Source organism: Chitinophaga pinensis (assembly GCF_007896845.1).
GTDB classification, from domain to species: Bacteria; Bacteroidota; Bacteroidia; order Chitinophagales; family Chitinophagaceae; genus Chitinophaga; species Chitinophaga pinensis_C.
Window position 1 is genome coordinate 1 of record NZ_VOHS01000039.1, and the last position, 24,035, is coordinate 24,035.

Genomic DNA, 24,035 nt, shown 5'->3' on the forward strand with positions numbered 1-24,035 from the left:
CGCCTTATATCTGCTGAATCGCAGTTCCTGCAGATGCTCCAATACATCAAACCGCAAGGTTGAAAAACCATTCAGTTCCTCATCCACAAAGCATTATCCACAAAATAAGCATAGTTTGCTATCCAGAAACTCTTTCGAACGCTTCAAAAGGTCTCCCGCAGCATTTTCTCCTATAGTACCATTGTTATAAAATCAAGCAGGAATTTTCTAAAAACAGGCTCTTCCCTGTTTTTTAATATATCTATCGCAGATACCACTTCTTCCAGTGACAATGCCCATGATAAAACGGATAAGTCACTTCTCACAATCCTTTTCAATCATAGCTATATAGCAGTCGTAATCTGATGAATCTACGGAACAGAATTATATTTTTCCAGCACAAGATCTTTGTCCGCAGCATTACTGTAAAAGAATGCAAATGCTTCCTGATCCAGCTGTTTGAGTTTGTTTTAGCAGCCTGTATATCGGCTTCTAATATAGCCACCACCTCTTACTTTCCTTCCGGTATACTTTCTGCCATCAAAATCAAAACTTCTGACATCGATCTCTTTTGCTTTGATTGCTTTCACAGTATCAACATCACCACGATATTTTTTAATCTGATTATACAGACCCGCATGTTCTTCAGTAAACAGTGATGCCAGATCCCCGGTTCCGGTTGACATAGCCTTTACATCATCCATATTCCAGTCTTCCACAGCAGGATAACGCTCATCGTAAAAGCCCTTATACACCATCGGAAGTTTGTAATTCTCATGCAGCTCTCCGTACCAGTTGTCAAACTCTTCACCATTATATGATTCTATGTTAGCACCCAGTTTAACAGCACGGTAAAGCCTTTTGGTAAATTGCTCCTGCAAAGCAGTGACATTATCGAAAATAGCCCATGCACTGGTTTCGTCAGGTGATGCATCCATCGAAACATTATCAAGATGCTGTTTCCGTTCTTCCAGTGAGGGATGACTGGCCCATTGGTTTTTAAAGTTGACTCTTGAAGAGAAATGAACTGACAAACTGATAAGTAACTGCCGGTAACCCCTGACTCAGCGGCAGACTATGCCTGTTGGCTATAGAGCGGAAAATCGTTAATTGATTATGGAAGATTACTGGTTACCTTATTTTCCTTCAAACGTTCATTCGCATAATTGATAGAAGAAGCCATACATCCTTTGGCAATTTCAATTCTGCTCAGTGATGAAACCAGATTATTACCACCCGCTACGCTGGCAGCGATCGTATCTGCATGAAACTCCATCTCGCGGCTCAGGGCCATATAACTGAGGTTGATCAGTTTATATACCCCTCTGAGCACAAACTGTATCCCTTGTGCAATTTTAAAAGCAACAATCGCCAGTAAAGCCAGTACACCATGTATCTCAGCCCATCCCTGTATAAACGAAGCATAACTGCTGTTGTCATACAACATATTGTGGATGATCCTGTTGGCATTATAGGTAAAGCTGCCCAGCTTCATGCTACGTTGGCTGAAGTGCCCGAACTCATGGGCCATGACCGCTTTAAACTCACTAATATTGATACTATTGACCAGTCCGAGTCCTATTTCAAGATTCTTCGGGATAGGCAGGAACATGCTCCAGAAACTGGAATGATAAAATACGCAGGCATTGACATCCGTAGAAAGATATATCTTCCTCGGGAAGCGGGTATTCGTTTCATTGGTCAGCTGCCGGATAAATGCAAACAACCTCGGCTGCTCATTTTCTGTAATCTCCAGTCTTGCATCGTTTCCATCTTTGGAAACAGCAAACATAAATTTGATCATGAAGAAAATAACAGAACCACCTAGCACGATCAGCCCAAGACCAGCTATAATAGTAATAATTCTGGGTATCTCAGTAACCAGCCAGTATCCGGCATAACAACATAATACAGCAAAAGCAACAGATGCAGCCAGTAAAACCAGATATGTTATCAGAAACAATACGATGGTGCTGATGACCTTAATCGCCTGTATACGAAACCCGGCAGAGGGTTGCAACTTCTCTGCAAAAACATGCACAGGACCTGTGGGATATAACAATTCTTTCATACGGTATAGGACTTCTTAAAATAATGGCTTAAATATAATAAAAAAGCCGGCATGTGAATGCCGGCTTCTTACACAAATGTTCACTTTACTTTATATCTGGTTCAAAGTCCAATGACACAGAGTTCATACAAAACCTTTTATACGTAGGTGCCGGACCGTCATCAAAGATATGCCCGAGGTGAGAGTTACATCTGGCGCACTCTACTTCGATACGATGCATACCATAAGAATTATCATCCTTATAGATCACACTGTTCTCCCGCACCGGTTCAAAGAAGCTGGGCCAACCACAGCTGCTGGCAAATTTCGCATCAGATCTGAATAACTTATTGCCACATACCGCGCAGTAATAAGTACCCTTCGCTTCGCTGTCCCAGTATTCACCTGTAAAAGCACGCTCTGTTCCCTGTTCCCGGGATACGTTATAGAGGTCGGATGGTAAGATCTTCTTCCATTCCGCATTGCTTACATTCAGATGCGTCGTGTCAGTACGTGAGTAGTATGGGTTGTTTTCCTTGTTCATATCTTTCTTCTTTTGTGCATTTCCCTGACAGGCTGATAACAGCAGGGAAACAAATACAATGATAAATCCTGCTTTCATGTTTATATGATTTAATCAAACATCATTCCTGTTTTAACTTACCCTTGAAAGCCTCTCTGAACTTGTCTCTCTTGGGTTTGATCACGAACTGACAATACGGCGCCTTTGTGTTGGACTCATAATAGTTCTGATGATAATCCTCTGCCTTATAAAACTTTTTGTAAGGTGTTACTTCCGTTACAATCGGATCGTCATAAGCTTTTTCGTCATCCAGTCGTTTAATGTAATACTGTGCCAGTTTGTGCTGTTCTTCATTGTGATAAAAGATAGCCGAACGGTACTGTGTACCCTCGTCATTTCCCTGACGGTTCAACGTAGTAGGATTATGTGCTACAAAAAAAGCAGCCAGCAGCTCATCATAAGAGATCTTAGAGGGGTCGTAAACAATATTACATGCCTCTGCGTGTCCTGTTGTACCGGTACATACCAGTTCATAACTCGGATTAGGCACCTTACCACCTGTAAACCCTGACTCCACACTAATCACACCATCCAGTTGTTTGAACTGTTCTTCCACACACCAGAAACAACCAGCTGCGAAGGTGGCAGTATCGATCTTATTACCTGTGTGTTTTCCCGCTCCTGCTTTCTCCATTTCTTTAAAAGTCCCGCTTTTGCTGATATCCGGATGTGACTGCGCACATGCCACAAAAGGAGCAAAAAATAACAGGAAAAAATAACTACCCATCTGCCTGATCAATGTTTTCATCTTTTTAACTTTTTAAATCTAAAAAATTCCGGCCCATTGGGTTTTTACCTTGCAGCTACCGGGCCTTGTGCCGCACTTTCCTTTCCCCAGCTCAGTAATCGCTCCGCATTCACATATCCGATCTGCCGGGATACAATCTTACCTTCCGCATTCACCAGCAATAAAGTCGGATAAGCCCTTACCTTCCATTGCTCTGCCAGTGTCTCTCCTTCTCCTTTCTCCGCATCTACACTATAACTGATAAAATGCTGATTGAAATACGTCGCAACATTTTCATCTTTGAATGTAGTAGACTTTAGCAACCTGCAGGGACCACACCAGGTGGTATTGACATCTACAAATATAAGTTTACCGCTTTTAGCTGCCTGCGCAGTCAGCTCCTTCCACGTACCATTTGTGAAGCTGATCTCCTTTCCGGCAACCACTGCCTCTGCAGATTGCTTATGCTGAGCAAAAACCCCACTATTAAATACGAGAAACAGCGCGCTGGTGATCAAAAATTTACCGCTTGAACCAAATTTTAACATGATACTAACTTTTTAATAAGTCCTGACAGATGCCGGCGTACACGAATCACATCACTAACACTGTTCAACTCCTCATCTCTCCGGATATTTTTACGACAAATATAAATGTAGATACCCGCAATGACCATGACAGATTTTCCCTTTTTGATGTCTGTTTTTCCCTATCGCTGGTATTAATCGCAATCCCTATGGAAATACTGCCTCTGCTCCTTCATTCACTGCGGATAAATACAAAAGAGCGGTCCTTCCTGATGAAAGACCGCTCTGCCTGTAACATATAAATATTGCTTACTTCAGATCATCAATAGATGCACCGAAATTAATATGCAACACATTCCCGTTTGCCAACACCAGTGCCGGCACAGACTTTACACCTGCTGCATCAGCATCCTTTACTTTTCCTTTCTCCGTACCGAGATGCACTACTTCTACCTGCTCTGCCGGTATTAACTGCAAAATATCCTGTTCAGCACTCACACAAACCGGACAACCTGCATGATAAAAAACTGCTTTTTCCATTTTATTTAATTTTAAAGTTTAGATATGATGTTTAATAATTCTCTTTTGTATACACCCTGATATTGTGCTCAGTCCCGTTAAACGTTCACCTTCATTTCCCCTCCCTGTTTCTCTGTTGCCATCCCTGATCTGATAGTCAATCCTGTCACTCCCGATTCCTGATTCTTAATTCCTGATTTCTCCTCAAAAGTACCGTACATTTGGCCCATCAATCTAATACAGTTTTCACAAAAACAACTAGTCCAGATGCTAAGACCCTGGCAATTAGAAATTCAACTGGATCCAAAGTCCGAAAAAGCAATCTACCTCCAGATTGCTGACGCTATTATCAAAGACATTCATTCCGGCAGACTAAAAGCCGGAGATGCCCTTCCCGGCAGCAGAAATCTGGCACAACTGCTGAACGTCAACAGAAACACCGTAGTAGAGGCACTCAACGTGCTGATCAATGAAGAATGGGTCGTTTCCCGCGAACGGAAAGGCATCTTTGTATCCGCAGTATTACCCTCACCGGGTGTCAAAAACAGGGATCTGCAACCCGCAGCGCAAAAACCGGACAATCCCGCCCGCTATCACATTCACTTTGATGATGGCCACCCGGATAGTAAAATTGCCCCTATTGCAGAACTGGCAAGAGCCTACCGCCAGATCTTTAACCGGAAAGCCCGCTGGCAGATGATGGGGTATGCGGACGAATATGGCGACACAGATTTCCGGAAAGCCATCGTCCAGATGCTCAACCACCAACGGGGATTAGATACAAATGAACACGCTATCTGTATCACCAGAGGCAGCCAGATGGCCATGTATCTCGCCACCCAATGCCTCATAGAAAAAGGAGACTATGTCATCGTGGAAAATCCGGGTTATAAACCTGCGTGGCAGACCGTCGAAAACGCAGGTGCAAAACTCTTACCTGTCAACGTGGATAAAGATGGGCTGATCATAGAAGAAGTCATTGCTCACCTGCGGTCCCGTAAAAAGATCAAAGCAATCTATACCACGCCGCACCGCCAATATCCCACAACAGTCACCCTCAGCCTGCAGCGAAGACTGGCACTCGTACAACTTTCCAATGAATACGGATTCACCATCATCGAGGATGACTATGACAATGAATTCTGTTTCGGATATCGCCCCGTCCTCCCAATATCCAGTTTACCTGAACTGAAAAACTATATCTATATTGGTACCATGAGCAAAGTAGTGGCCCCCGCATTACGCATAGGATACCTCGTCAGCAACAAGCCCGGACTGATTGAAAAAGTCGGCACACTGCGCAGGATCATCGATGTACAGGGAGATACCATTATGGAACAGGCCGTATTGCAGCTCATCAAAGACGGAACCATAAAAAGGCATATCAGAAAGGCTACCCATCACTATAAAGCCAAAAGAGATTTCACCGCAGCACTGCTGGAAAAACAGCTGGGTGATAAAGTGAGTTATACCCTCCCCGAGGGCGGACTGGCTTTCTGGATCAACCTGAAAAAAGAAACCAACTGGGTACAGGTGCTTGGCAAACTGGAAGCCAAAGGCATCAGGATCATTCCTCCGGATAATTATAGTATCGAAATACCCATTAATGGACTCCGGCTCAGCTATGGATCGCTTTCAGAAGAGCAGCTCACAGAAGGAATCACCCTATTAGGGAAGCTCCTCTGAAGCTGTCAGATTGACTTGTTTACCAGTCCTACTCCCGATCAAGTCCACCTATACTCCCGGTATGAAGCTGGTATAAAGCGTGTATACGCCGTATCAGCAGGGCCTTTGCGGCGAACAGGCATATGCAGGATAAGTAAGGAGAAACAGGCTTCCAATAAAAGATAACCAATTAATATTCAACACAAAACAAGTTAATTAACTTACATCTATTGAAATGCTTATGCTTTTTTCCTTCCGGAGAGAGCTCCGGAAGGAGCTAATTTTACCGCCAAAGTGACACAAAACCATCATTGCTTCTACAACCAGACCGGTTGATATTTACAGGTAAAACAGACCACACATGGAACAAAAGAATAATTTACCTTGCAATAGAAATGTCCATTTTGTTAACCGCCAGCAAAGGAACTTATGAAAAGAGCATTGATCGCCTTCTTATTACTGACCACCAGTTTTGTGGTAGTACAGGCACAGGAAACAACAGCTGAACATCAGAAATTGATTGCCGAATTTATCAGCAACGTAAAACAACAAAACAAAGCAGCGCTGGCCGAAAAGGTAGCATTCCCACTGAGAAGAGATGCACCTATCCCTCCGGTAAAAACAAAGGAAGAATTCCTCGATAGATACAACGAGATCTTCGATGAATCACTTATCAAAACAATCGTTAATTCCAAACCAGACAAAGACTGGTCAGCGATGGGCTGGCGTGGCATGATGCTGGAACAGGGAAAAGTATGGCTGGACGGTAATGGCAGACTGATTGCCGTGAATTACCAATCTACCATAGAAAAAAGAAGACAAGCTGCGCTGATTTCCGCTGATAAAAAAGAACTCGACAGATCTGTCAGAAAATATAAAAGACCTGTCAGCCTGCTTGAAACACAAAAGTTCCGTATCAGGATCGATGATATAGGAAAAGGCCAGTATCGCTATTCCTCATGGAAATTACAAAGCAACGTAAATGAAACGCCCGACCTCATCATAGATGGTGGCAAAGTTATCTTTGAAGGCACCGGCGGTAATCATTACTACGAATTTGAAAACAATGGCTACATCTACAAATGCGTATTCACCGTATTAGGTGAAAAAGACGCGGCACCTGTTGTTGTAAAGATTACCAAAGATGGAAAAGAACTGCTGTCACAAACAGCTACTGTCATCAGATAAGAATCCGTAATTAATAATAAAGCATTATAGAAAAGCGTCCTGCCTACAGCGGACGCTTTTCTCTTTGGACAACAAAACATAATTCATAGTTCCTGATTCTTTTCCGTACTTTCGTGCCTGCAAATGGTTGCCCGCATAGCGGGCATTAAAAGGGAATCCGGTGCAAAACCGGAGCTATCCCCGTAGCTGTAACCTGAGTATCATTCCGGTTCTCTCTTTGCCACTGTCACGCCTCAAGCGGACGGGAAGGCCACCGGAACATCAGGGAGCCAGAAGACCTGCCTCTTGCAACTTCATTCAAGCGCTTTCGGGTGAAAGGCGAAGAGTGTAGCCTGTAAAGGTTCTATATTCTTTTCTGGTGTTTATTTACCCCCTTTGCGCATACTGCATTTGCTGTCGTGTGTGTGATGTGATTGTTGATATGTATCCCCTGTGCCGCTATTCGTAGCAGACAGGAATACATGCTGTCATATTACATGCATACTGCGATTGTTGTCGTGTGTAATGTGATTGTTTATACGTACTTCCGCCTATGCCGTTGTCAACAGCAGACAGGAATACGTGTGACTATATCACTTACATACTGTGTGTGATGAGATTGTTACTACGTATCCCGCCCATGCCGTTAATAACAGCAGATAGGCTTACGTATGGCCACATCGTATACATAACGGCGCACTTGAATGAAGGCTATAAAAGTGATTAATCACTCAACCCTTTATATGAAAATCAAACATTACCTGCTGGTACTCGTAGCAGTACTTCCATTGTTGCACGCATGCACAAAAGATGAAACAGCGACACTGTCCCTTCCTGCTATTGCAGCAAGCAACGCCATCACGACCACCAACTTCGCAAATGGCTTCTTTATCGCCAATGAAGGTTGGTACGGACACGGCTCCGGTGACCTGCACTTCTATGACTACAGTGCCGATACCCTGCGACTGAACATCTATGCAGCCGCTAACCCCGGCAAAACTTTAGGTGGGGCAACCAGCACCTTTCAGTTCGCCACCATCTTCAGAAACAAAATGTATATCGTTGTGAAAGTTGGCGGTCCTCTGGTAGTCACAGACGCCAATACCATGGTAGAAAGCGCCCGGCTCACAACCATGCCCGACAACGACGGACACGCCTTCCTCGGACTTGACAGCACCAAAGGACTGTTAACGACCGGTGGCGGTGTATACCCCATCAGCCTCCCCGGACTGACAGCTGGTACTAAACTGCCCGGTATCACCAGCTATAGCGGTGATATGATCAAAGCCGGTAATTACATTTTCGTACATGCACAGACAGAAGGTATCGTCGCTTATAACGCTTCCTCTCTGACAGTAGCACGTACCTTCGGCACTGCCAACCTGTGTTTTGCATTGGGTAAAGACGGTGCAGTATACGCCGCCAACACCGACTCACTTATCCGCATCAATCCGGCTACTCTGGCACGTACCGCTGTCAAACTGCCATTCTCTACACCATCTCCGTGGGGTGCATGGCGTCACTCCGCGATCACGTCCTCTACAACAGACAGCACCATCTTCATCGTGCGTAATAATGGTTTCATGGGAGGTACGACGCTCTACCGTTACGTCATCGGTAACACAGCATCCCTGTCTGCTCCTTTCATCACACTACCATCCGGACAATACTTCTATGGTGCTGGTGCGGCATATGATAAGAGTAACAATACACTGGTCGTAACTACTGTCAATGGCCCGTTCACCGGCAGTGTAAACACCGTCCTTCGTTACAATGCGACTACCGGTGCACTGATCAACTCAAATGTATTTAACGGCTGGTACTTCCCTGCCATGCCTGTATTTCATTAATAGAACATATATGCTTCGGGTTCCTTCCGTCACCATTAACAGACGGAAGGAACCGGCAGGAGCTTACCATTACAATAAAATAAGATTATCATGCGAAAAGTTCTACTCGCTGCAACAGCGATTATGCTCATCATTAGTAGTTGTTCGAAAGATGACGATGTACAACAACCTCCTGCGGAAGCACCAAAGATCACCATCACTACACCTGATGGCGGATTTGCTGTGGATAACAGAAAATGGTTAAAGATAGATCCGGTTGTTGTGAGCGATTCTGCCGCTACTACCTACACCTGGCTGTTAAACAATGATACGATCAGTACAGCTAAAAACCTGCTCTACGCATTTGGTGATGCAGGCACCTTTACGCTCACTTTTACAGCAAAAAACAGTGCCGGTAGTGCACAGCAACAACTCACCGTAAAAGTGACAGAAAAGACCTATACCGGTAAAGTAAAAGTATTCGACTACTTCCCTGCTCCCGGACAGTTCACCAATGGTCTGCCCATGTGGGAAACAGGTAATACAGAGCAGGAAATGATCGCAAAAGCAGAAGATCAGTTAAACTCAAACGGTATGATCTCCCTCGGCGGTTTTGGTGGTTATGTTGTATTGGGTACAGATCATACGATCATCCGCAAAGAAGATGAATATGACTTCCTGCTAAAAAGCAACGCCTTTCCTAACTGGTCTGAAGCCGGTATTGTGATGGTGGCAATAGATGCCAACGGCAACGGCCTGCCCGACGATGAATGGTATGAAATCGCAGGCTCTGATTATAACAGTACTGAGACTATACACGGTTACAAAATCACTTATTACAAACCTGACGAAAACAAAGAACAAAAGCCGGATGGTATGTACATGCTCGATACCACCTATATCCTCTGGAAAGACAATCAGGGTCAGTCAGGCTTCCTGTCAAAAAACGTTTTCAATACAGGCCCTTATTACCCGCAATGGAAAGGTGACAGCATCTCCTTTACCGGAACATTACTTACGAGTAAAAACATCGAAGACCAGTCAGGCAACGGTACCTACTTTGTCAGTAAACCTTTTGCATGGGGCTATGCTGATAATGTAGGCGACGCCGAAGAAAACTCTGCTATCAAGATCAGCTGGGCCGTTGATAAAAATGGTAATCGCGTAAAACTGCCGGGTATCGACTTTATTAAAGTACATACAGGCATGCGCGCAGAAGCCGGCTGGCTGGGAGAAATCTCCACCGAAGTCACAGGCCTGCTGGATCTGCACCTGAAGAAATAAGTAAATACCACTTCACCATGCGTTTGCCAACCCCGGGCTGTTCAATAAAATGAACGGCCTTTTTTATCCTGATATGCCGTCTGCACGATACCGTTATAACACATTTTCAACATATGTATAAAACTCCTTACTTTTCCAAAGAAGTTGTTACATTTGTTACGTAGTAATGTAGTACCACAGCGTAAAATTAATTATTCAAGCCCCAGGCTTTCGTCAAAAATCAACCAGTACCATTTTATCATGTGAAATGACCTTTCGCATCTTTCATCCTGAAACGAAGATTCCCTGTCAGCAACGATCCGACAAATCGGAAAAGGCAGTCGCATCAATTGAAATGAGGCTTCACATCTTTCTTCGCCGGACGGAGAATCCCTGTCAACAACGACCAGAAAAATCGCCAAAGACAGTCTGCCATGTGAAGTGATCTTTCACACGTTTCTTCGTAAACGAAGATCTCCTGTCAACAATGACCAGATAAATTCGAAAAGACATTATATGACTTAAATACATGCAACAGCTTCAGGCTTCACTCCCGGCTATACGCAGGGAACAGCTGACTTATCTTATACTTTTATAACCTCCAATTATTTCCCATGAAAAACAAGCACAGTCGTATCCCTGTAGGAAGGGGGATCTTCGCGTTAGTCATGTCCGCCGTATGCTGGTTCGCTACAGTACAGGTATGTTCCGCACAACAGATCGACCCGGCGCAGAGCATGAAGAAACATGTTCCTTATACCCTTAAAATCAACAAAGGCTCCTGGTGGGTAGGTGGTGGTCTTGGTCTGACCGGCTCTGTTGTTCCCATGGGACAGTACATCGGGACAGCCGCCCAGCTGTCAGCCCGAGCCGGTTATCACTTCATTGATAAAATGTCCATCGGTTTAAGCGTAACCGGAGGTCTGAGTGTCGCCAGCAAGAAAAGCGCCGGGGTATACAACAGGGGTGTCAACCTGCTCGTAGGGCCGATTGCCCAGTATATCATCCCGGTAACGAAATCATTTTTCCTGCAACCGATTATCGGAGCCACATGGGGACCTATGAATATTAAGTCAATGGTGTCTCCTGTCGGAGCTGAAGAAGCCTATGTCAAAGTAAAAGGCCATGCCTTCTGCGAACTGGCAGGAATAGGCCCGTATTTTGAAGTAATACCGGGATTAGCGAGCTTTGGAGCACAGTTCCTTGTTTCTTCCATTCAGCAGACCACCAACGTATATACCGACGGTGGTGACAAGGTGCCCGGTACCGAAATAAAAGACCGGAAAACCGGCCCTGCCCTGATGATGGAGTTCAGATTACACTTATAACAACAGCAAAAGCGGTAGTAACAGTTTATGACAGTCAACAGCGATCAGTTTTATTCCCGGTTACCGGTCAACCGTATTCCACTAAGCGAATTGCTGACGGAAGACCATCTCTTTTACAAAATACCGGAAGACTGGCACGTGATTGTCACCGACATCAAAGGATCTACTGCCGTTGTACAGGGCGGACAACATGAAACCGTCAATCTGATTGCTACAGGAAGTATCGTTGCCGTACTGAACATCAGCTTCAAAGCCAATATTACCGTACCTTTTTTCTTCGGAGGTGATGGCGCAACCTTCATCATTCCTCCCTCCATAAAAGAGGCGGCGATCAAAGCCCTCCTGCTGTATAAAAAGAATACGCAGGAGAGCTTTGATATCCATCTCCGTATAGGTACCGTAGCTGTCAACGACATCTATGCCGCCGGCCATACACTCCGGGTCAGTAAATTCAACAGCAGCGGTAACTTTCATATCCCGGTCATTCTCGGCAACGGACTGAACTATGCAGAAAGACTTATCAAAGGAGAAGACTATCTGCTCCCCGGCGATCTGCCGGCAGACGAAGAAGTTGACCTCAGTGGCATGCAATGCCGCTGGGATAAGATTAAACCACCGGAAAGCAACTATGAAGTGGTTTCACTGATCGTTGTGGCTACAAAGCCCGAAGAACAGGCTACCGCCTTTCAAAAGGTCATTACCCATATCGATGCTATTTATGGCGCTCCGGAAAAAAGACAGCCGATCTCCATTCCACAGCTACGCCTGAAAACCACTTTCTCAGAACTGGGGCTCGAACTAATTGCCCGTTTTGGCCGGAAAAGACTATCCGACCTTGTCAAATCATGGCTGACCACCTTCTTAGGCTATATTTACTTCCGCACCAGACAAGGTAAATCCTATCTCACACGCCTCGTGGAGATGTCAGATACACTGGTCATAGACGGTAAGATCAACACCGTGATCACCGGTACGGAGGCACAGCGTCTCCAATTAATACAACACCTCAATCAACTGGAAGAAGCCGGCAAAATCTACTATGCCTTCTACGTCAGCAAAGAATCCGTCATGTCCTGCTATGTCCGCGACTACAAACAGGAACATATTCATTTTGTTGATGGTTCAGAAGGTGGCTACACCAAAGCCGCCGGAGTATTGAAGCTCAAAATTGTCCACCTCTCGCACTAATCTGCCCGGTTCACCGCCGCAAATGCCTGACTAGCTGGAATTAGCCATATCTTTGGCTAAAGAGCATTATATTTCATAAGTCAATTATTTACAGTGACTAACAAGCGTTCATTTAAAGTGTCGCCGCTCATTATCTGGATCAGTTCCATATTCCTCGGAATACTGGCATCGGTACCTAAAATAGCGGAACACCATTTCAATACAAAAGAAGCCGTAGTCAATTCTGCGGTTACCGCCATCTTCGCATTGGTAGTATGGTATTATAACATCTATACCCTACCCACTTATTCCAGAAAGGATATCTATAAAGGCATTTCCCTGACACGCCTCATGGGAAGCCTTGTCTTCGGTATGGCAGTCATGTTGCTGCTCGCCTTTATCCAGCAATTGCTGATATCCACCCTCAGCTTTGGTCCGGTGATGCTGATGATAGAAGTCAGAGGGATACTGATCAACCTGATGTTCTATATGTTCCTCCATCTGCTCTACCAGAACTATCACAACCAACGGGTAAGTATAGAACTGGAACGCAGTAAATCCGACAACCTCGGTGCACAGTATGAACTGCTCAAACAACAGATCAACCCACACTTCCTGTTCAACAGTCTGAATACACTAAAAACAATGATCGAAGTAAACGACAAACAATCCGTTGACTTCGTACTGAAACTATCCGAATTCTACCGGTTTACACTGGAAAGCCGTAAACTGGATATCATACATCTTTCAGAAGAACTGGATATTATCTCCGCCTATATGTTCCTCCTGAAAGCAAGATTTGAAGAAGGTATCCGCATGAAAAATGATATTCCTGCGAAATACCACCATACCATGATTCCACCTTTCACCCTGCAGTTGCTTATTGAAAACTGTGTGAAGCATAACGTGGTATCATTGGAAGAACCACTGGAAATAAGACTCTATGTGGAAAAGGACTTTATCGTAATAGAAAACGATCTGCAGCCTAAAATGGACCCCGCAGAAACCTCCCTGCATGTGGGACTCAATAACGTCCATGAAAGGTATCATCACCTGCTGGACAAAGACATTGTTGTAGAAGAAACTGATAAAATTTTCAAGGTAAAATTACCGGTAATATATGAATATACTGATCATTGAAGATGAGATCAAAGCAGCTACCTCACTGGCTACACTGATCGGCAAAATAAAGCCGGAAGCCCGTATCGTAGCACAACTGCAAAGTGTAAAAAGCAGTATCGCATGGTTGTCTGAACACGAACAACCGGACCTGATCTTCATGGATATACAGTTGTCCGACGGACTGAGTTTCAACATATTCAAATCTGCGAAGGTATCCGCACCCGTGGTATTCTGCACCGCCTTTGACGAATACACACTGGAAGCCTTTAAAGCAAACGGCGTTGATTATGTACTGAAACCTTTTTCCCAGCAGGACATTGAAAATGCATTTAAGAAAGTAGATGAACTGAAGAACTTTTTTCAACAAAATCCCCTTCCCCAGCTGAACGATCTGCTGGCAAAAGTAGCTGGTCCCGCGGGTAAGAAGAACTTCCTCGTTTTTAAGCAAAACAAGTACCTCAACATTGCGACCGATACGATCGCCTTTTTCTATATCAAACACGAAGCGACTATGATCAAAACTTTTGATCAGCAGGAATACAGCGTGAATCAGTCGCTCGATCAGATCTATAGTCTACTCTCTCCTGAGCAGTTCTTCCGGCTGAACAGACAATACCTTGTTAATTTTCATGCCGTAAAAGAAGTAGAACACTATTTTGCACGGAAATTGCTGGTCACACTAAGCATTCCAACACCTGAGAAATTATTGGTCAATAAGGAAAAAGTACAGAACTTCCTGACCTGGATGGAGAACCGGTAAGCATTAATTATGACAACAACATTATCTCCCGAAATCACAAACCCCATTGATGGCAGTTTGGGTTTCCGGATCAAACATTTCACCAGTGATGCCGACTTTAATGAAGTACAGAAGATCGGCCTCTTTTCTATTATATGGATACTGGAAGGCAATGGCTCTTTGAGGGCCGATTTCACGTCTTATGACCTGAAGCCGGGTACTATGCTGTTTTTCATGCCTTTCCAACCCTTCCAGATCACAGGCGCAGATATCAAAGGAGTCATTCTTAATTTCCATCATGACTTCTTCTGCATCATCAAACATCACCGGGAAGTAGCCTGTGATGGTATCCTGTTTAACAACATCGATCAGTCTCCTATTGTGCAGATTCCTGCGAATGAAGCGCCCATGCTGGAACAGGTGCTGGATCAGATACAACAGGAACTGCAGGTGGCCGGACTGGCGCAGCATGACCTGATCACCTCTTATCTGAAGATCCTGCTCATCAACGTAACACGTATTAAGATGGCGCAGTCCACCGCGCAGGCCCCCTTCAGCGAAAAGAGTACGGAATCCGTATTGCTGCATTCCTTTAAAACTTATATCGAACAATACTTCAGGGAAAAACACAGTCCCGGCGATTACGCGGAACTGCTGAATACTTCTGTCAAAAACCTCGGAAGAGTGGTGAAGGAATATAATCAGAAGACGCCCACCGATCTGATCGCAACCCGCATTATTGTGGAAGCGAAACGCGAACTGTACCTGACCGACAAGGCCATCAAGGAAATCGCGTATGATCTTGGATTTAAAGATGAATATCATTTCAGCAGGTATTTTAAGAATATTACCCAGACTTCTCCACAGACATATCGAAACTCACTAAAAAAAGCGTGGGGATAAAAAATGTGTAAAGGCCGTTGTTACGGCCTTTACTTTTGGGCAGATGTCTGTCTTCTGATGTAACCTTCTCCACTTATTTTCCTTCCGCCGCCTCAATGATCACTTTCGCCACTTCCGCCGGTTTAGACATAAATATTACATGACTGCCTTTTACTTCCGTTACTTTCGCACCTGAGCGTTTGTACATATTACGTTCTACGTCAGGAACAATACTTTTATCTTCTGTAGCTACGATCGCATAACTTGGTTTTGTTCTCCACGCTGCATCTGTTACCGCTGTACCGAAGCTGGCGGCAGCGATAGGTTGTTGAGATGCATACATGAAATCAGTTTCTGATGTAGGCAGATCTCCTGCAAAACCATCATGGAACTTCGCCTTGTCGTAGTATACAAATCCTTTATCATCCGGAGCCAGAATACCATTTTCAGGAGCTGCCGGAGCAGATTTTACCCACTGAATGGTATTTTCTCCTTTATCAGGCTGGAATGCGGCCACATATACAAGAGAGGCTACCTTATCGTGTGTACCTGCCTGTGTAATCACAGTACCACCCCATGAGTGACCCACCAGTACAACAGGACCATCCTGTTTATCCAATACATTTCGGGTAGCCGTTACGTCATTCTCCAGAGAAGTCAGTGGATTTTGTACAATAGATACATGATATCCTTTCTTCACCAGTATATCATATACTTTTTCCATCCCGAACCATCGGCAAAAGCACCATGGACGATTACAATATTTTTAGCTGTTTTTTTCTGTGCAAAGGCTGCAGATGCTGCGAATAAGTTTATTACAACTGTTACTACCGCGAGCAGTGCCGCACTGATATACCATTTTGTTGTTGATGTTGTTGTCATTGTTTTGTGTTTTTGTGTGATACAAAATTGCGGCAAAGTGCGCGGCGAGAGAATGACGGTATTTCCATACCTGATGGATATTTTTCCCAACAATAAAAAACCGGCACCTTTTCAGGCTGCCGGTCCCTCATGAAATGATTTTCCGTTATTCGCAGGAAGCCATCCAGTCTACTACAACTGCACCTCTCACTACATTGGCGCCATACGCGGTACTCAGACAGGTAGTCGTCCTGAATGTACCCGGAGCCAGTGTATAAGAGAAGGTCTCACCACCACAGGCCTGTACTTCTACAACTGCCGTATCCGTGCCCGGATTGGCTAAAAAGGCCTGTCTGCAGGGAAAAGGATCTGCGCTGGTGTTGTTGGATGCTGCAGGTTGTTTTGTAGCTGAAGAAGCAGCAGGGATAAATGTAGCACCTGTCAGGGCGCTAAAAGCGAGCACTAATAATGCTTTCATGGTAAAGGATTATGGGTTAAAAAACTGTTGTCAACATGTTAAATCTGACAGACGAAAAATTATTGAGGGTTGCTACCTAATACAAAAATGCCTTGTAAAACACTGGTAAATGTTTTACAAGGCATTAGCTTTTTACGACTATATTATACAATCAGGAATGATCTGCCGGATATCCTCATCACACACCAGTCCACACTACATTCAATGCCTGACTCCTGATTATTTACTGCCGGGATACCAGTTCCGCAAACGTACTTCTATCGCCTTTGACCCTGCATTTACCTTCTCTTTAAACGCATTTACATCACTCAGCCCCTTCTGACCACGGTAATGATATGGATAAACAATCTTCGGTTTGAAGGCCAGTACCGCATCCGCTGCTTCCGGTACATCCATTGTATAAGGCAGATTCATACAAACAAACGCCACACTGATGTTTCTCAGTGAACGCATCTCCGGTATGCCCTGCGTATCGCCGGAAAGATAGATACGTGTCCCCCCTACTGTCAGGATATAACCATTCCCTCTTCCCTTCGGGTGTTTGGAATCAGGCGTTTCAGGGAGATTATACATCGGGATAGCGTTGATAGTAATACCATTTTGCGTTGTAACGCCGAAATTCTTTAACACAATTACTGAAGGTTTATAAGCAGCCGGCAATTTATCAGCAACCGTCTGTGGTACAATCAGTTTTGTTTTAGCTGTTTTTAACGTCGCAACTGCCGATGAATCAAAGTGGTCGCCATGAATATCCGTTATCAGGATAAAATCGGGTGCTGCCAGTCCTTTAAACAGTTCTTTTTTACCCGCCGGATCAGCATAGATAACGTTACCGGCTACCGTAAACACCACACTTGCATGTTCCACCGGTTGAATAACCAATGGTCCTTTCCTGTTCTGATCGTATCCGGTGTGCTGAGTTGTGCATTTGCATTTCCTATAAATGCGGCAAGGCAGAAAGCCAATATTCTGAATTTCATAATGATTGTATTGAGTGTTGGAAGAAACAATGATACGATATTAAGGAAAGTATCCAAAACCGCACTTCATATTATGCTAATTCTTATATTTACGCATATTGAAAGCCCATATAACACAACTCAAAATATCCTTTAGAGAACGATTCTCACCCTTAAAACAGACCGTATATGACTAAGTTCCATTCCCTCCTGGTAACAGGCACATTATGTGTTACCAGCCTATTTGTGGAAGCGCAGAATAAGCCCTTTCCACAGGCCATTACATACCCGAACTGTATCAAGCCCAACAATGTCACACAGGCTGCCATGAACACCAGCGTAGCCAGTTATTATGACTACTGGAAAGCAAAGTACCTGAAAAACAACCTGTCTTCTCTGCCGGCGGATATTATATCCGGGGAGAGATCAGCGGGGATGCGAAGGATTTGTTCCATTAGGTACCTCAGAAGGCCATGGCTATGGCATGGTGATCACTGCCCTGATGGCCGGACACGATCCGAATGCACGCACCATTTTGATGGCCTGTTCAAAACCGCCCGTGCCTTTCACAGCAGTATCAATACCAATCTGATGGGATGGGTAGTGGCAGATGCAACGGGTGCACAGGGCCATTTTGATTCGGCTACAGATGGTGATATTGACATCGCCTACTCCCTGATACTGGCGCACTACCAGTGGGGCTCCAATGGTAGCATCAACTACCTGAACGAAGCAAAAAAGATGATCACAAATGGTATCAAGGCAGCAAACGTCACTTCTACCAATCGCCTCAACCTCGGCGACTGGGATGCCAAAAGCGCCCTGAATACCCGTCCTTCCGACTGGATGCTCAGTCACCTGCGCGCTTTCTATAACGAAACCGGCGACGCAGCATGGCTGAACCTCATCAACAACCTGTACGCTGTCTACAACCAGTTCAGTGCCACCTACTCTCCTTCCACAGGACTGATCTCTGATTTTGTGGTAAAGAATCCTCCGGAACCTGCACCTAAGAATTTTATTGATGAAGGTCCGCAGACAAACGAGTACAATTACAATGCCTGTCGCGTACCCCTGCGTGTCGTTATGGACTATGCCCTCTACGGTAATACAAATGCTTACACCATCTCCAACAAGATCGCTACATGGATCATTGGCAAAACAAGCGGTAATCCGGCAAACGTAAAAGATGGTTATCAGCTGAACGGCACCGTTTCCGGTTCTGATCCGGAAGCTGTTTTTGTAGCACCGTTTGTAGCAGCAGCTGTAGTAAACAGTGCCAACCAGTCATTTCTGAATAGTGGCTGGAACTTCCTGAAAACAGCTAAATCAGGCTATTATAGCGACACTTATAGTCTGATGTGTCAATTGTTCATTTCGGGCAACTGGTGGAAACCGGAGGCAGGTACAACGCCTCCTGCTACCGGCACGACCCTGACCGCTACCAAAGACGCCTATGTCAGAAATGGTGATTATGCAGCGACTGCCCATGGCAGCACAGATCCTTCCATCTTGTCTACCAAACTGAATACGGCTACCACCACCGGCTACGACAGACAGACCTATATTGGTTTTGACCTCAGTAATATCAGCGGTACCGTTACCAGTGCTGTCCTGAAGATCTATGGCCATCTGGAAGACAACAGATCTGCCAATATCCCCATAGGTGTATTCTCCGTAGCCAATAACAGCTGGACAGAAACCGGTCTCACATGGAATAACAAGCCAGCTGCCAGTTCAACAGCACTCACCACTGTCACTATCACAGACTCTATCGCCAGATACTACAGCTGGGATATCACAGCATATATCAACAGTGAAAAAGCAGCCGGCAGAAATGCTATTTCTCTGGCACTGATCAATAGTAGTATCAGCACGCCAAGGATCGTCTTCAATTCCAAAGAAACGGGGTCCAATGCACCACAACTGGTGATTACAACAAGTGCTTCCGCGAAGACAGCACCTGCTGCCGCAACAGATAAATCTGCTGCAACACAATTCACAATCTACCCTGCACCTTTCACAGCCAACGCAAATGTGGCATTTACATTAAAGGATGCAGGCATGACAGCCATGCTTGTCTATGACATCAATGGTAAACAGGTAGCAACTATATTCAGGGAGCATCTTGCTGCCGGCAGCTACAACAGATCATTCTCTGCAACGCATCTGCCGGGTGGTGTATACATTGTAAAACTGATACACAATAATGAAATTGTGACGAAGAAAGTGATTAAACAATAAATCTTACAACAAAAAACGCCCGGCATTTACTGCCGGGCGTTTCACTATTATACAACAAATACGCCGAAAAGTATAAGACCAGCGGAGAATGTACCATTATTATTTCAGTGCTACTTTCTTTCCTGTCTTTACCGCCAGATAGATCGCATCTATGATCTTCAGATCACGCACTCCTTCTTCCCCGCTTACATCTACTACCGGCTGCTTACCATGCAGGATAATATCCGACATTTCTTCCATCTGCAAGGTCTGATGCACTACTACAGGCTGATCCAGTTCTCCTTTATGCGTACGTCCTTTAATAGGCCCGTACCCTGTAGAAGGCTGCATTTCCGCAAACCCCTTATCTCCGTTCAGGAAAAACCGGTCCAGATTATTCATACTGTAAGTAGACAGACACGAAGCCACTGCTCCGCCGGGAAAGCCCAGCTGGAACTGAATGGTTTCATCGACCCCCTCCTTAAATTTCTGCGGATCCGTTTTCGTTTCCTGAGCGGTTACCCACACCGGTTCCTCACCGATCATATAACGGGCGCCGTTCAATGCATAGATACCAATGTCCATCATCGAACCACCACCGGCCAACTGTTTGTTCAGTCGCCACTGATTAGGGTCGCCCGACTTAAAGCCACACAAACCCTGAAAGAAGAGTATCTTTCCGAACTCCCCGGCCTTACGCATCCTGATCACTTCCAGTGTATGTGGTTCAAAGTGCATACGGTACCCTACCAATAGTTTGACATTATTCTTCTTACAGGCATCCACCATTTCCTGTCCTTCCTTTGCATTCAGGGCCATCGGTTTTTCACAGATAGCATGTTTACCTGCATTGGCTACCCGGATCACCTGATCATGATGCAGCGCATTAGGCGTAATGACATAAACGGCATCTATATCCGGATTATCCCTGATCTTGTCGAAGTTCTCGTAGTTATAACAGTTCTTTTCAGGGATACCATACTTTTCCTGCCAGTTTTTGATCTTCGAAGGCGTACCACTGATAACACCTACCAGTTTCGCCTTTTTACAGGATTGCATCGCCTCGGCTACACGGGTGCCATAACCACCCAGTCCCATAATAGCGACCCGCAATACAGGGCCATCATATGGCTTTTCTGTCAGATCTGACATACCGGCCATTCCCAAACGGGGTATAACGGTCAATGCAATGGCGGACGCAGTAATTTTGTGCAAAAAGTGTCTTCTTGTGTTCTTCATAACAAGGGCTGGATTTTAAAAGAGATGAGTACAAGTAAGATATTCATAAATTCAGGCTTCAGCAACCCGTTCATGTAAAACTCAATGCACAATTTTCATACCCGGACATACCACTGAAAACGGACACGCTATATATCAAAAGCGGACAGTTCAATGCGTAAACCCACACTAAACAACTCATTATCAATACTCTTACAAATTGGCATTCCTTTGGGTTCCTGTGAAACGTATATTTAAAGGATCATTTCCCCTAAATGAAAACACATGTTCAAGTATTATTATAAGATAGCCACACGTAATCTCTGGAGGAATAAGGGATTTTCCGCCATTACCATCATGGGACTGGCTATCGGACTGGCCACCTGCCTGTTGATCGCACTTTTTGTGATAGACGAGCTGCGCTATGATGCTTATAATAAGAATGCCAACCGCACTTATCGTATCAATGCCGATTTCCTCGTGAATGGCAGCGCATTCCGGGAAAGGTATGCGCCTTCACAATTCGGCCCTGTATTAAAGCAGGATTATCCGCAGATTGAGGAGTATGTGCGCCTTGCACAACAGAATAATATTCTGGTCAGGAAAGGGGAACAGACCCTGCTGGAAAACAATGTCTGTTTTGCCGACTCCTCCATCTTTGACATGTTCGACCTGAAAATGATTGCCGGAGATCCCGTGACAGCCCTCCGCAATCCGAATTCCATGGTGATCTCCGAAAGCATGGCAAAGAAATACTTCAACAGCATCGATGTAGTAGGGAAAATACTGGAAACAGATAATATCTACACCTATACTGTCACCGGTGTTATCAAAGACGTACCGGCACAGGCACACCTCCATTTCGACTTCCTCCGGGCCATGTCCGGCAGGGAAGATAGCAGACGTACCGAATGGATGTCCGACAATTTCACCACCTATGTACGATTACGTCCGGGTACGACAGAAGCACAGCTGAATGGTTATCTGCGACAGGCTACTAAAAAGTACATGGAACAGGACCTCCGCAGACTCACCGGCAGTGGTATGGATGATCTGGAAAAGAAAGGAGGACATTTTGGATACAAGGCAATTGCGCTGAGGAAAATACATCTCTACTCCGATCTCTCCAGCGAACAGGAAGCTTCTGGTAACATACAATATGTTTATATCTTCATCATTACGGCTATTATCATCCTGTTAATCGCCTGTATTAACTTCATGAACCTGTCTACAGCCCGTTCCGCAGGAAGAGCAAAAGAAGTCGGACTGCGTAAAGTAATGGGCTCAGAACGTAGCGCCCTGATCATACAATTCCTTGCCGAATCCGTGATCACCAGTTTCTGTGCCATGCTGATCGCCATTGTGATCGCCGCACTACTGATGCCTTACCTGAATGACCTTTCCGGTAAATCACTGGCCATCACTCCACTTGCACTGACATGGCTATTGCCGTTGTTACTGGCGATCGTTGTAGTAGTAGGATTACTTGCAGGCAGCTATCCCGCTTTCTTCCTGTCTTCCTTCGAACCGGTGAAAGTACTGAAAGGTAAACTGGCCTCCGGTTTTAAAAACAGCTGGTTGCGTAATAGTCTGGTCATATTCCAGTTTGCCGCAGCCATCCTCCTGCTGGTAGGTACCCTCGTCATCTACAATCAGCTGAGTTATATCCGTAACAAACAATTGGGTTATGACCGTCAGCAGGTATTAGTGCTGGACAATACACAAGCCTTGTGGATTCATGCTAAAGGATTTAAAGAAGACGTACTGAAACTCCCGGGTATCAGCGCAGGTACCATGACCCGTAGTCTGCCGACAGAAACAAGTCATGATACAAATATCTATTCAAAAGATGCCGCCAGAAGTGAAGGACAAGTGATGGGGATTAACGAATGGTATATCGATACAGACTACTTCCATACGCTTGGCATACATATAGCCAGTGGCAGGAATTTTTCTCCGGATATGCCGACTGATTCCAATGCACTTATCCTTAATGAAACAGCCGCCAGATTGTTAGGCTTTAATGATATTACAGATAAATATCTCTACAGAGGTAATAAGAAGATGCAGGTGATCGGCGTTGTCAAAGATTTCAATGCAGGTTCATTACGTGACAAGATTCCACCTGCTGTTTTTACATTGGGAGAATACACTTCACGGATGGCTTTCCGCATCAATACAAATAATATACAGGGTACTATCAAAAAGATAGAAGAGCTCTATCATGCAAGACCTTCCATGCAGGGACAGCCTTTCCATTATTCCTTTATGGACGATGATTTCAACCGGCTGTACCAATCGGAAGACCGCACTGGTAAGATCTTCATCTCTTTTGCGATTCTCGCGATCCTTATTGCTTCACTGGGTGTATTCGGACTGATCACCTATGCGGCCGAACAACGCAAAAAAGAAATAGGCATCCGTAAAGTATTGGGGGCTTCTGTTTCCAGTATCGTAGCCATGCTTTCTGCTGATTTCGTAAAACTCATCGCATTGGCTGCTGTAATAGCAGTACCCCTATCGTGGTTACTGATGAATAAATGGTTGCAGAGCTTTGCCTACCGGATTAATATCAACTGGGTAGTGTTTGTGCTGTCCATTCTGCTGATGATCATTGTCACACTGGCAACCGTCAGCATCAAAGCTATCAAGGCCGCTACCATCAATCCTGTAAAGAGTTTACGTGCTGAATAAAATCTCAGCTGAATAAAATAAGGGCCGTCCGCTGACAGCGGAACGGCCCTTCCTC

General features: G+C 44.9%; 23 protein-coding genes and 1 riboswitch. Of the genes, 11 read left to right on the plus strand and 12 right to left on the minus strand.

The window, feature by feature from the left end:
• Positions 1-449: 449 nt before the first annotated feature.
• From FEF09_RS24290 to FEF09_RS33565, 7 genes are all read right to left on the minus strand, one after another.
• Complete coding sequence (locus tag FEF09_RS24290) at positions 450-1,013, minus strand: hypothetical protein (protein WP_146307528.1); 564 nt, start codon at positions 1,011-1,013, stop codon at positions 450-452.
• Between the two features lie 80 nt (positions 1,014-1,093).
• Positions 1,094-2,050, minus strand: a complete 957-nt coding sequence (locus tag FEF09_RS24295) for a M48 family metallopeptidase (RefSeq protein WP_146307529.1) — start codon at positions 2,048-2,050, stop codon at positions 1,094-1,096.
• Positions 2,051-2,135: 85 nt separating this feature from the next.
• Entirely contained in the window at positions 2,136-2,651 is a 516-nt protein-coding gene (gene msrB, locus FEF09_RS24300) for a peptide-methionine (R)-S-oxide reductase MsrB (protein ID WP_146307531.1), read from the minus strand.
• Positions 2,652-2,673: 22 nt separating this feature from the next.
• Positions 2,674-3,360 carry a peptide-methionine (S)-S-oxide reductase MsrA gene (gene msrA / locus FEF09_RS24305; protein ID WP_146307533.1) on the minus strand — a complete coding sequence of 229 codons (687 nt, stop codon included), beginning with the start codon at positions 3,358-3,360 and terminating at the stop codon, positions 2,674-2,676.
• Positions 3,361-3,404: 44 nt separating this feature from the next.
• On the minus strand, positions 3,405-3,887 hold the full coding sequence (locus tag FEF09_RS24310; protein ID WP_146307534.1) for a thioredoxin family protein: 483 nt from the start codon (positions 3,885-3,887) through the stop codon (positions 3,405-3,407).
• Positions 3,888-4,175: 288 nt separating this feature from the next.
• Positions 4,176-4,406 carry a thioredoxin family protein gene (locus tag FEF09_RS24315; protein WP_146307536.1) on the minus strand — a complete coding sequence of 77 codons (231 nt, stop codon included), beginning with the start codon at positions 4,404-4,406 and terminating at the stop codon, positions 4,176-4,178.
• Positions 4,407-4,483: 77 nt separating this feature from the next.
• The gene (locus FEF09_RS33565; protein ID WP_261387717.1) at positions 4,484-4,615 is read right to left on the minus strand and encodes a hypothetical protein; all 132 of its coding nucleotides are present in this window, start codon (positions 4,613-4,615) and stop codon (positions 4,484-4,486) included.
• A 37-nt stretch (positions 4,616-4,652) separates the two neighbouring features.
• Between FEF09_RS33565 and FEF09_RS24320 the strand changes: the two genes are divergently transcribed.
• The 9 genes from FEF09_RS24320 to FEF09_RS24360 all read left to right on the plus strand — a co-directional run bounded on the left by FEF09_RS24320 (position 4,653) and on the right by FEF09_RS24360 (position 15,568).
• On the plus strand, positions 4,653-6,071 hold the full coding sequence (locus FEF09_RS24320; protein WP_146307538.1) for a PLP-dependent aminotransferase family protein: 1,419 nt from the start codon (positions 4,653-4,655) through the stop codon (positions 6,069-6,071).
• A 408-nt stretch (positions 6,072-6,479) separates the two neighbouring features.
• The gene (locus tag FEF09_RS24325) at positions 6,480-7,238 is read left to right on the plus strand and encodes a hypothetical protein (protein ID WP_146307539.1); all 759 of its coding nucleotides are present in this window, start codon (positions 6,480-6,482) and stop codon (positions 7,236-7,238) included.
• Positions 7,239-7,345: 107 nt separating this feature from the next.
• Positions 7,346-7,539, plus strand: a riboswitch (cobalamin riboswitch).
• A 421-nt stretch (positions 7,540-7,960) separates the two neighbouring features.
• Positions 7,961-9,067: a DUF5074 domain-containing protein gene (locus FEF09_RS24330; protein WP_186774499.1), complete on the plus strand. Its 1,107-nt coding sequence runs from the start codon at positions 7,961-7,963 to the stop codon at positions 9,065-9,067.
• Between the two features lie 90 nt (positions 9,068-9,157).
• A complete protein-coding gene (locus FEF09_RS24335; RefSeq protein ID WP_146307543.1) occupies positions 9,158-10,330 on the plus strand; it encodes a PKD domain-containing protein in 1,173 nt (390 codons plus the stop codon).
• Between the two features lie 593 nt (positions 10,331-10,923).
• Positions 10,924-11,637, plus strand: coding sequence for a hypothetical protein (locus tag FEF09_RS24340; protein WP_146307545.1), 714 nt, complete (start codon positions 10,924-10,926; stop codon positions 11,635-11,637).
• Positions 11,638-11,664: 27 nt separating this feature from the next.
• Positions 11,665-12,825, plus strand: coding sequence for a DUF3095 domain-containing protein (locus FEF09_RS24345; protein ID WP_146307546.1), 1,161 nt, complete (start codon positions 11,665-11,667; stop codon positions 12,823-12,825).
• A 93-nt stretch (positions 12,826-12,918) separates the two neighbouring features.
• A complete protein-coding gene (locus FEF09_RS24350; protein ID WP_146307547.1) occupies positions 12,919-13,944 on the plus strand; it encodes a sensor histidine kinase in 1,026 nt (341 codons plus the stop codon).
• Positions 13,925-14,686 (plus strand): LytR/AlgR family response regulator transcription factor, encoded by a 762-nt coding sequence (locus FEF09_RS24355; protein ID WP_146307548.1) that lies wholly within the window; start codon positions 13,925-13,927, stop codon positions 14,684-14,686. The genes FEF09_RS24350 and FEF09_RS24355 overlap by 20 nt, the downstream gene beginning before the upstream one ends.
• 9 nt (positions 14,687-14,695) lie before the next feature.
• On the plus strand, positions 14,696-15,568 hold the full coding sequence (locus FEF09_RS24360; protein WP_146307549.1) for a helix-turn-helix domain-containing protein: 873 nt from the start codon (positions 14,696-14,698) through the stop codon (positions 15,566-15,568).
• A 73-nt stretch (positions 15,569-15,641) separates the two neighbouring features.
• On the opposite strand, the gene FEF09_RS24365 is transcribed toward FEF09_RS24360, so the two are convergent.
• The 4 genes from FEF09_RS24365 to FEF09_RS24375 all read right to left on the minus strand — a co-directional run bounded on the left by FEF09_RS24365 (position 15,642) and on the right by FEF09_RS24375 (position 17,753).
• Positions 15,642-16,271, minus strand: coding sequence for an alpha/beta hydrolase (locus tag FEF09_RS24365; RefSeq protein ID WP_261387718.1), 630 nt, complete (start codon positions 16,269-16,271; stop codon positions 15,642-15,644).
• Positions 16,244-16,429 (minus strand): hypothetical protein, encoded by a 186-nt coding sequence (locus FEF09_RS33570; protein WP_261387719.1) that lies wholly within the window; start codon positions 16,427-16,429, stop codon positions 16,244-16,246. The genes FEF09_RS24365 and FEF09_RS33570 overlap by 28 nt, the downstream gene beginning before the upstream one ends.
• Positions 16,430-16,574: 145 nt before the next feature.
• Positions 16,575-16,886 carry a hypothetical protein gene (locus FEF09_RS24370; RefSeq protein WP_146307550.1) on the minus strand — a complete coding sequence of 104 codons (312 nt, stop codon included), beginning with the start codon at positions 16,884-16,886 and terminating at the stop codon, positions 16,575-16,577.
• A 219-nt stretch (positions 16,887-17,105) separates the two neighbouring features.
• Positions 17,106-17,753 carry an MBL fold metallo-hydrolase gene (locus FEF09_RS24375; protein WP_261387720.1) on the minus strand — a complete coding sequence of 216 codons (648 nt, stop codon included), beginning with the start codon at positions 17,751-17,753 and terminating at the stop codon, positions 17,106-17,108.
• Positions 17,754-18,034: 281 nt separating this feature from the next.
• On the opposite strand from FEF09_RS24375, the gene FEF09_RS31845 reads away from it, so the two are divergent.
• Positions 18,035-20,089, plus strand: a complete 2,055-nt coding sequence (locus FEF09_RS31845) for a glycosyl hydrolase family 8 (protein WP_222597112.1) — start codon at positions 18,035-18,037, stop codon at positions 20,087-20,089.
• Positions 20,090-20,188: 99 nt separating this feature from the next.
• Here FEF09_RS31845 and FEF09_RS24390 read toward each other — a convergent pair whose 3' ends face one another.
• Entirely contained in the window at positions 20,189-21,307 is a 1,119-nt protein-coding gene (locus FEF09_RS24390) for a Gfo/Idh/MocA family protein (protein WP_146307551.1), read from the minus strand.
• A 264-nt stretch (positions 21,308-21,571) separates the two neighbouring features.
• Here FEF09_RS24390 and FEF09_RS24395 point away from each other — a divergent pair, with 264 nt between their 5' ends.
• A complete protein-coding gene (locus FEF09_RS24395; RefSeq protein ID WP_146307552.1) occupies positions 21,572-23,980 on the plus strand; it encodes an ABC transporter permease in 2,409 nt (802 codons plus the stop codon).
• The last annotated feature ends 55 nt before the right edge of the window (positions 23,981-24,035 follow it).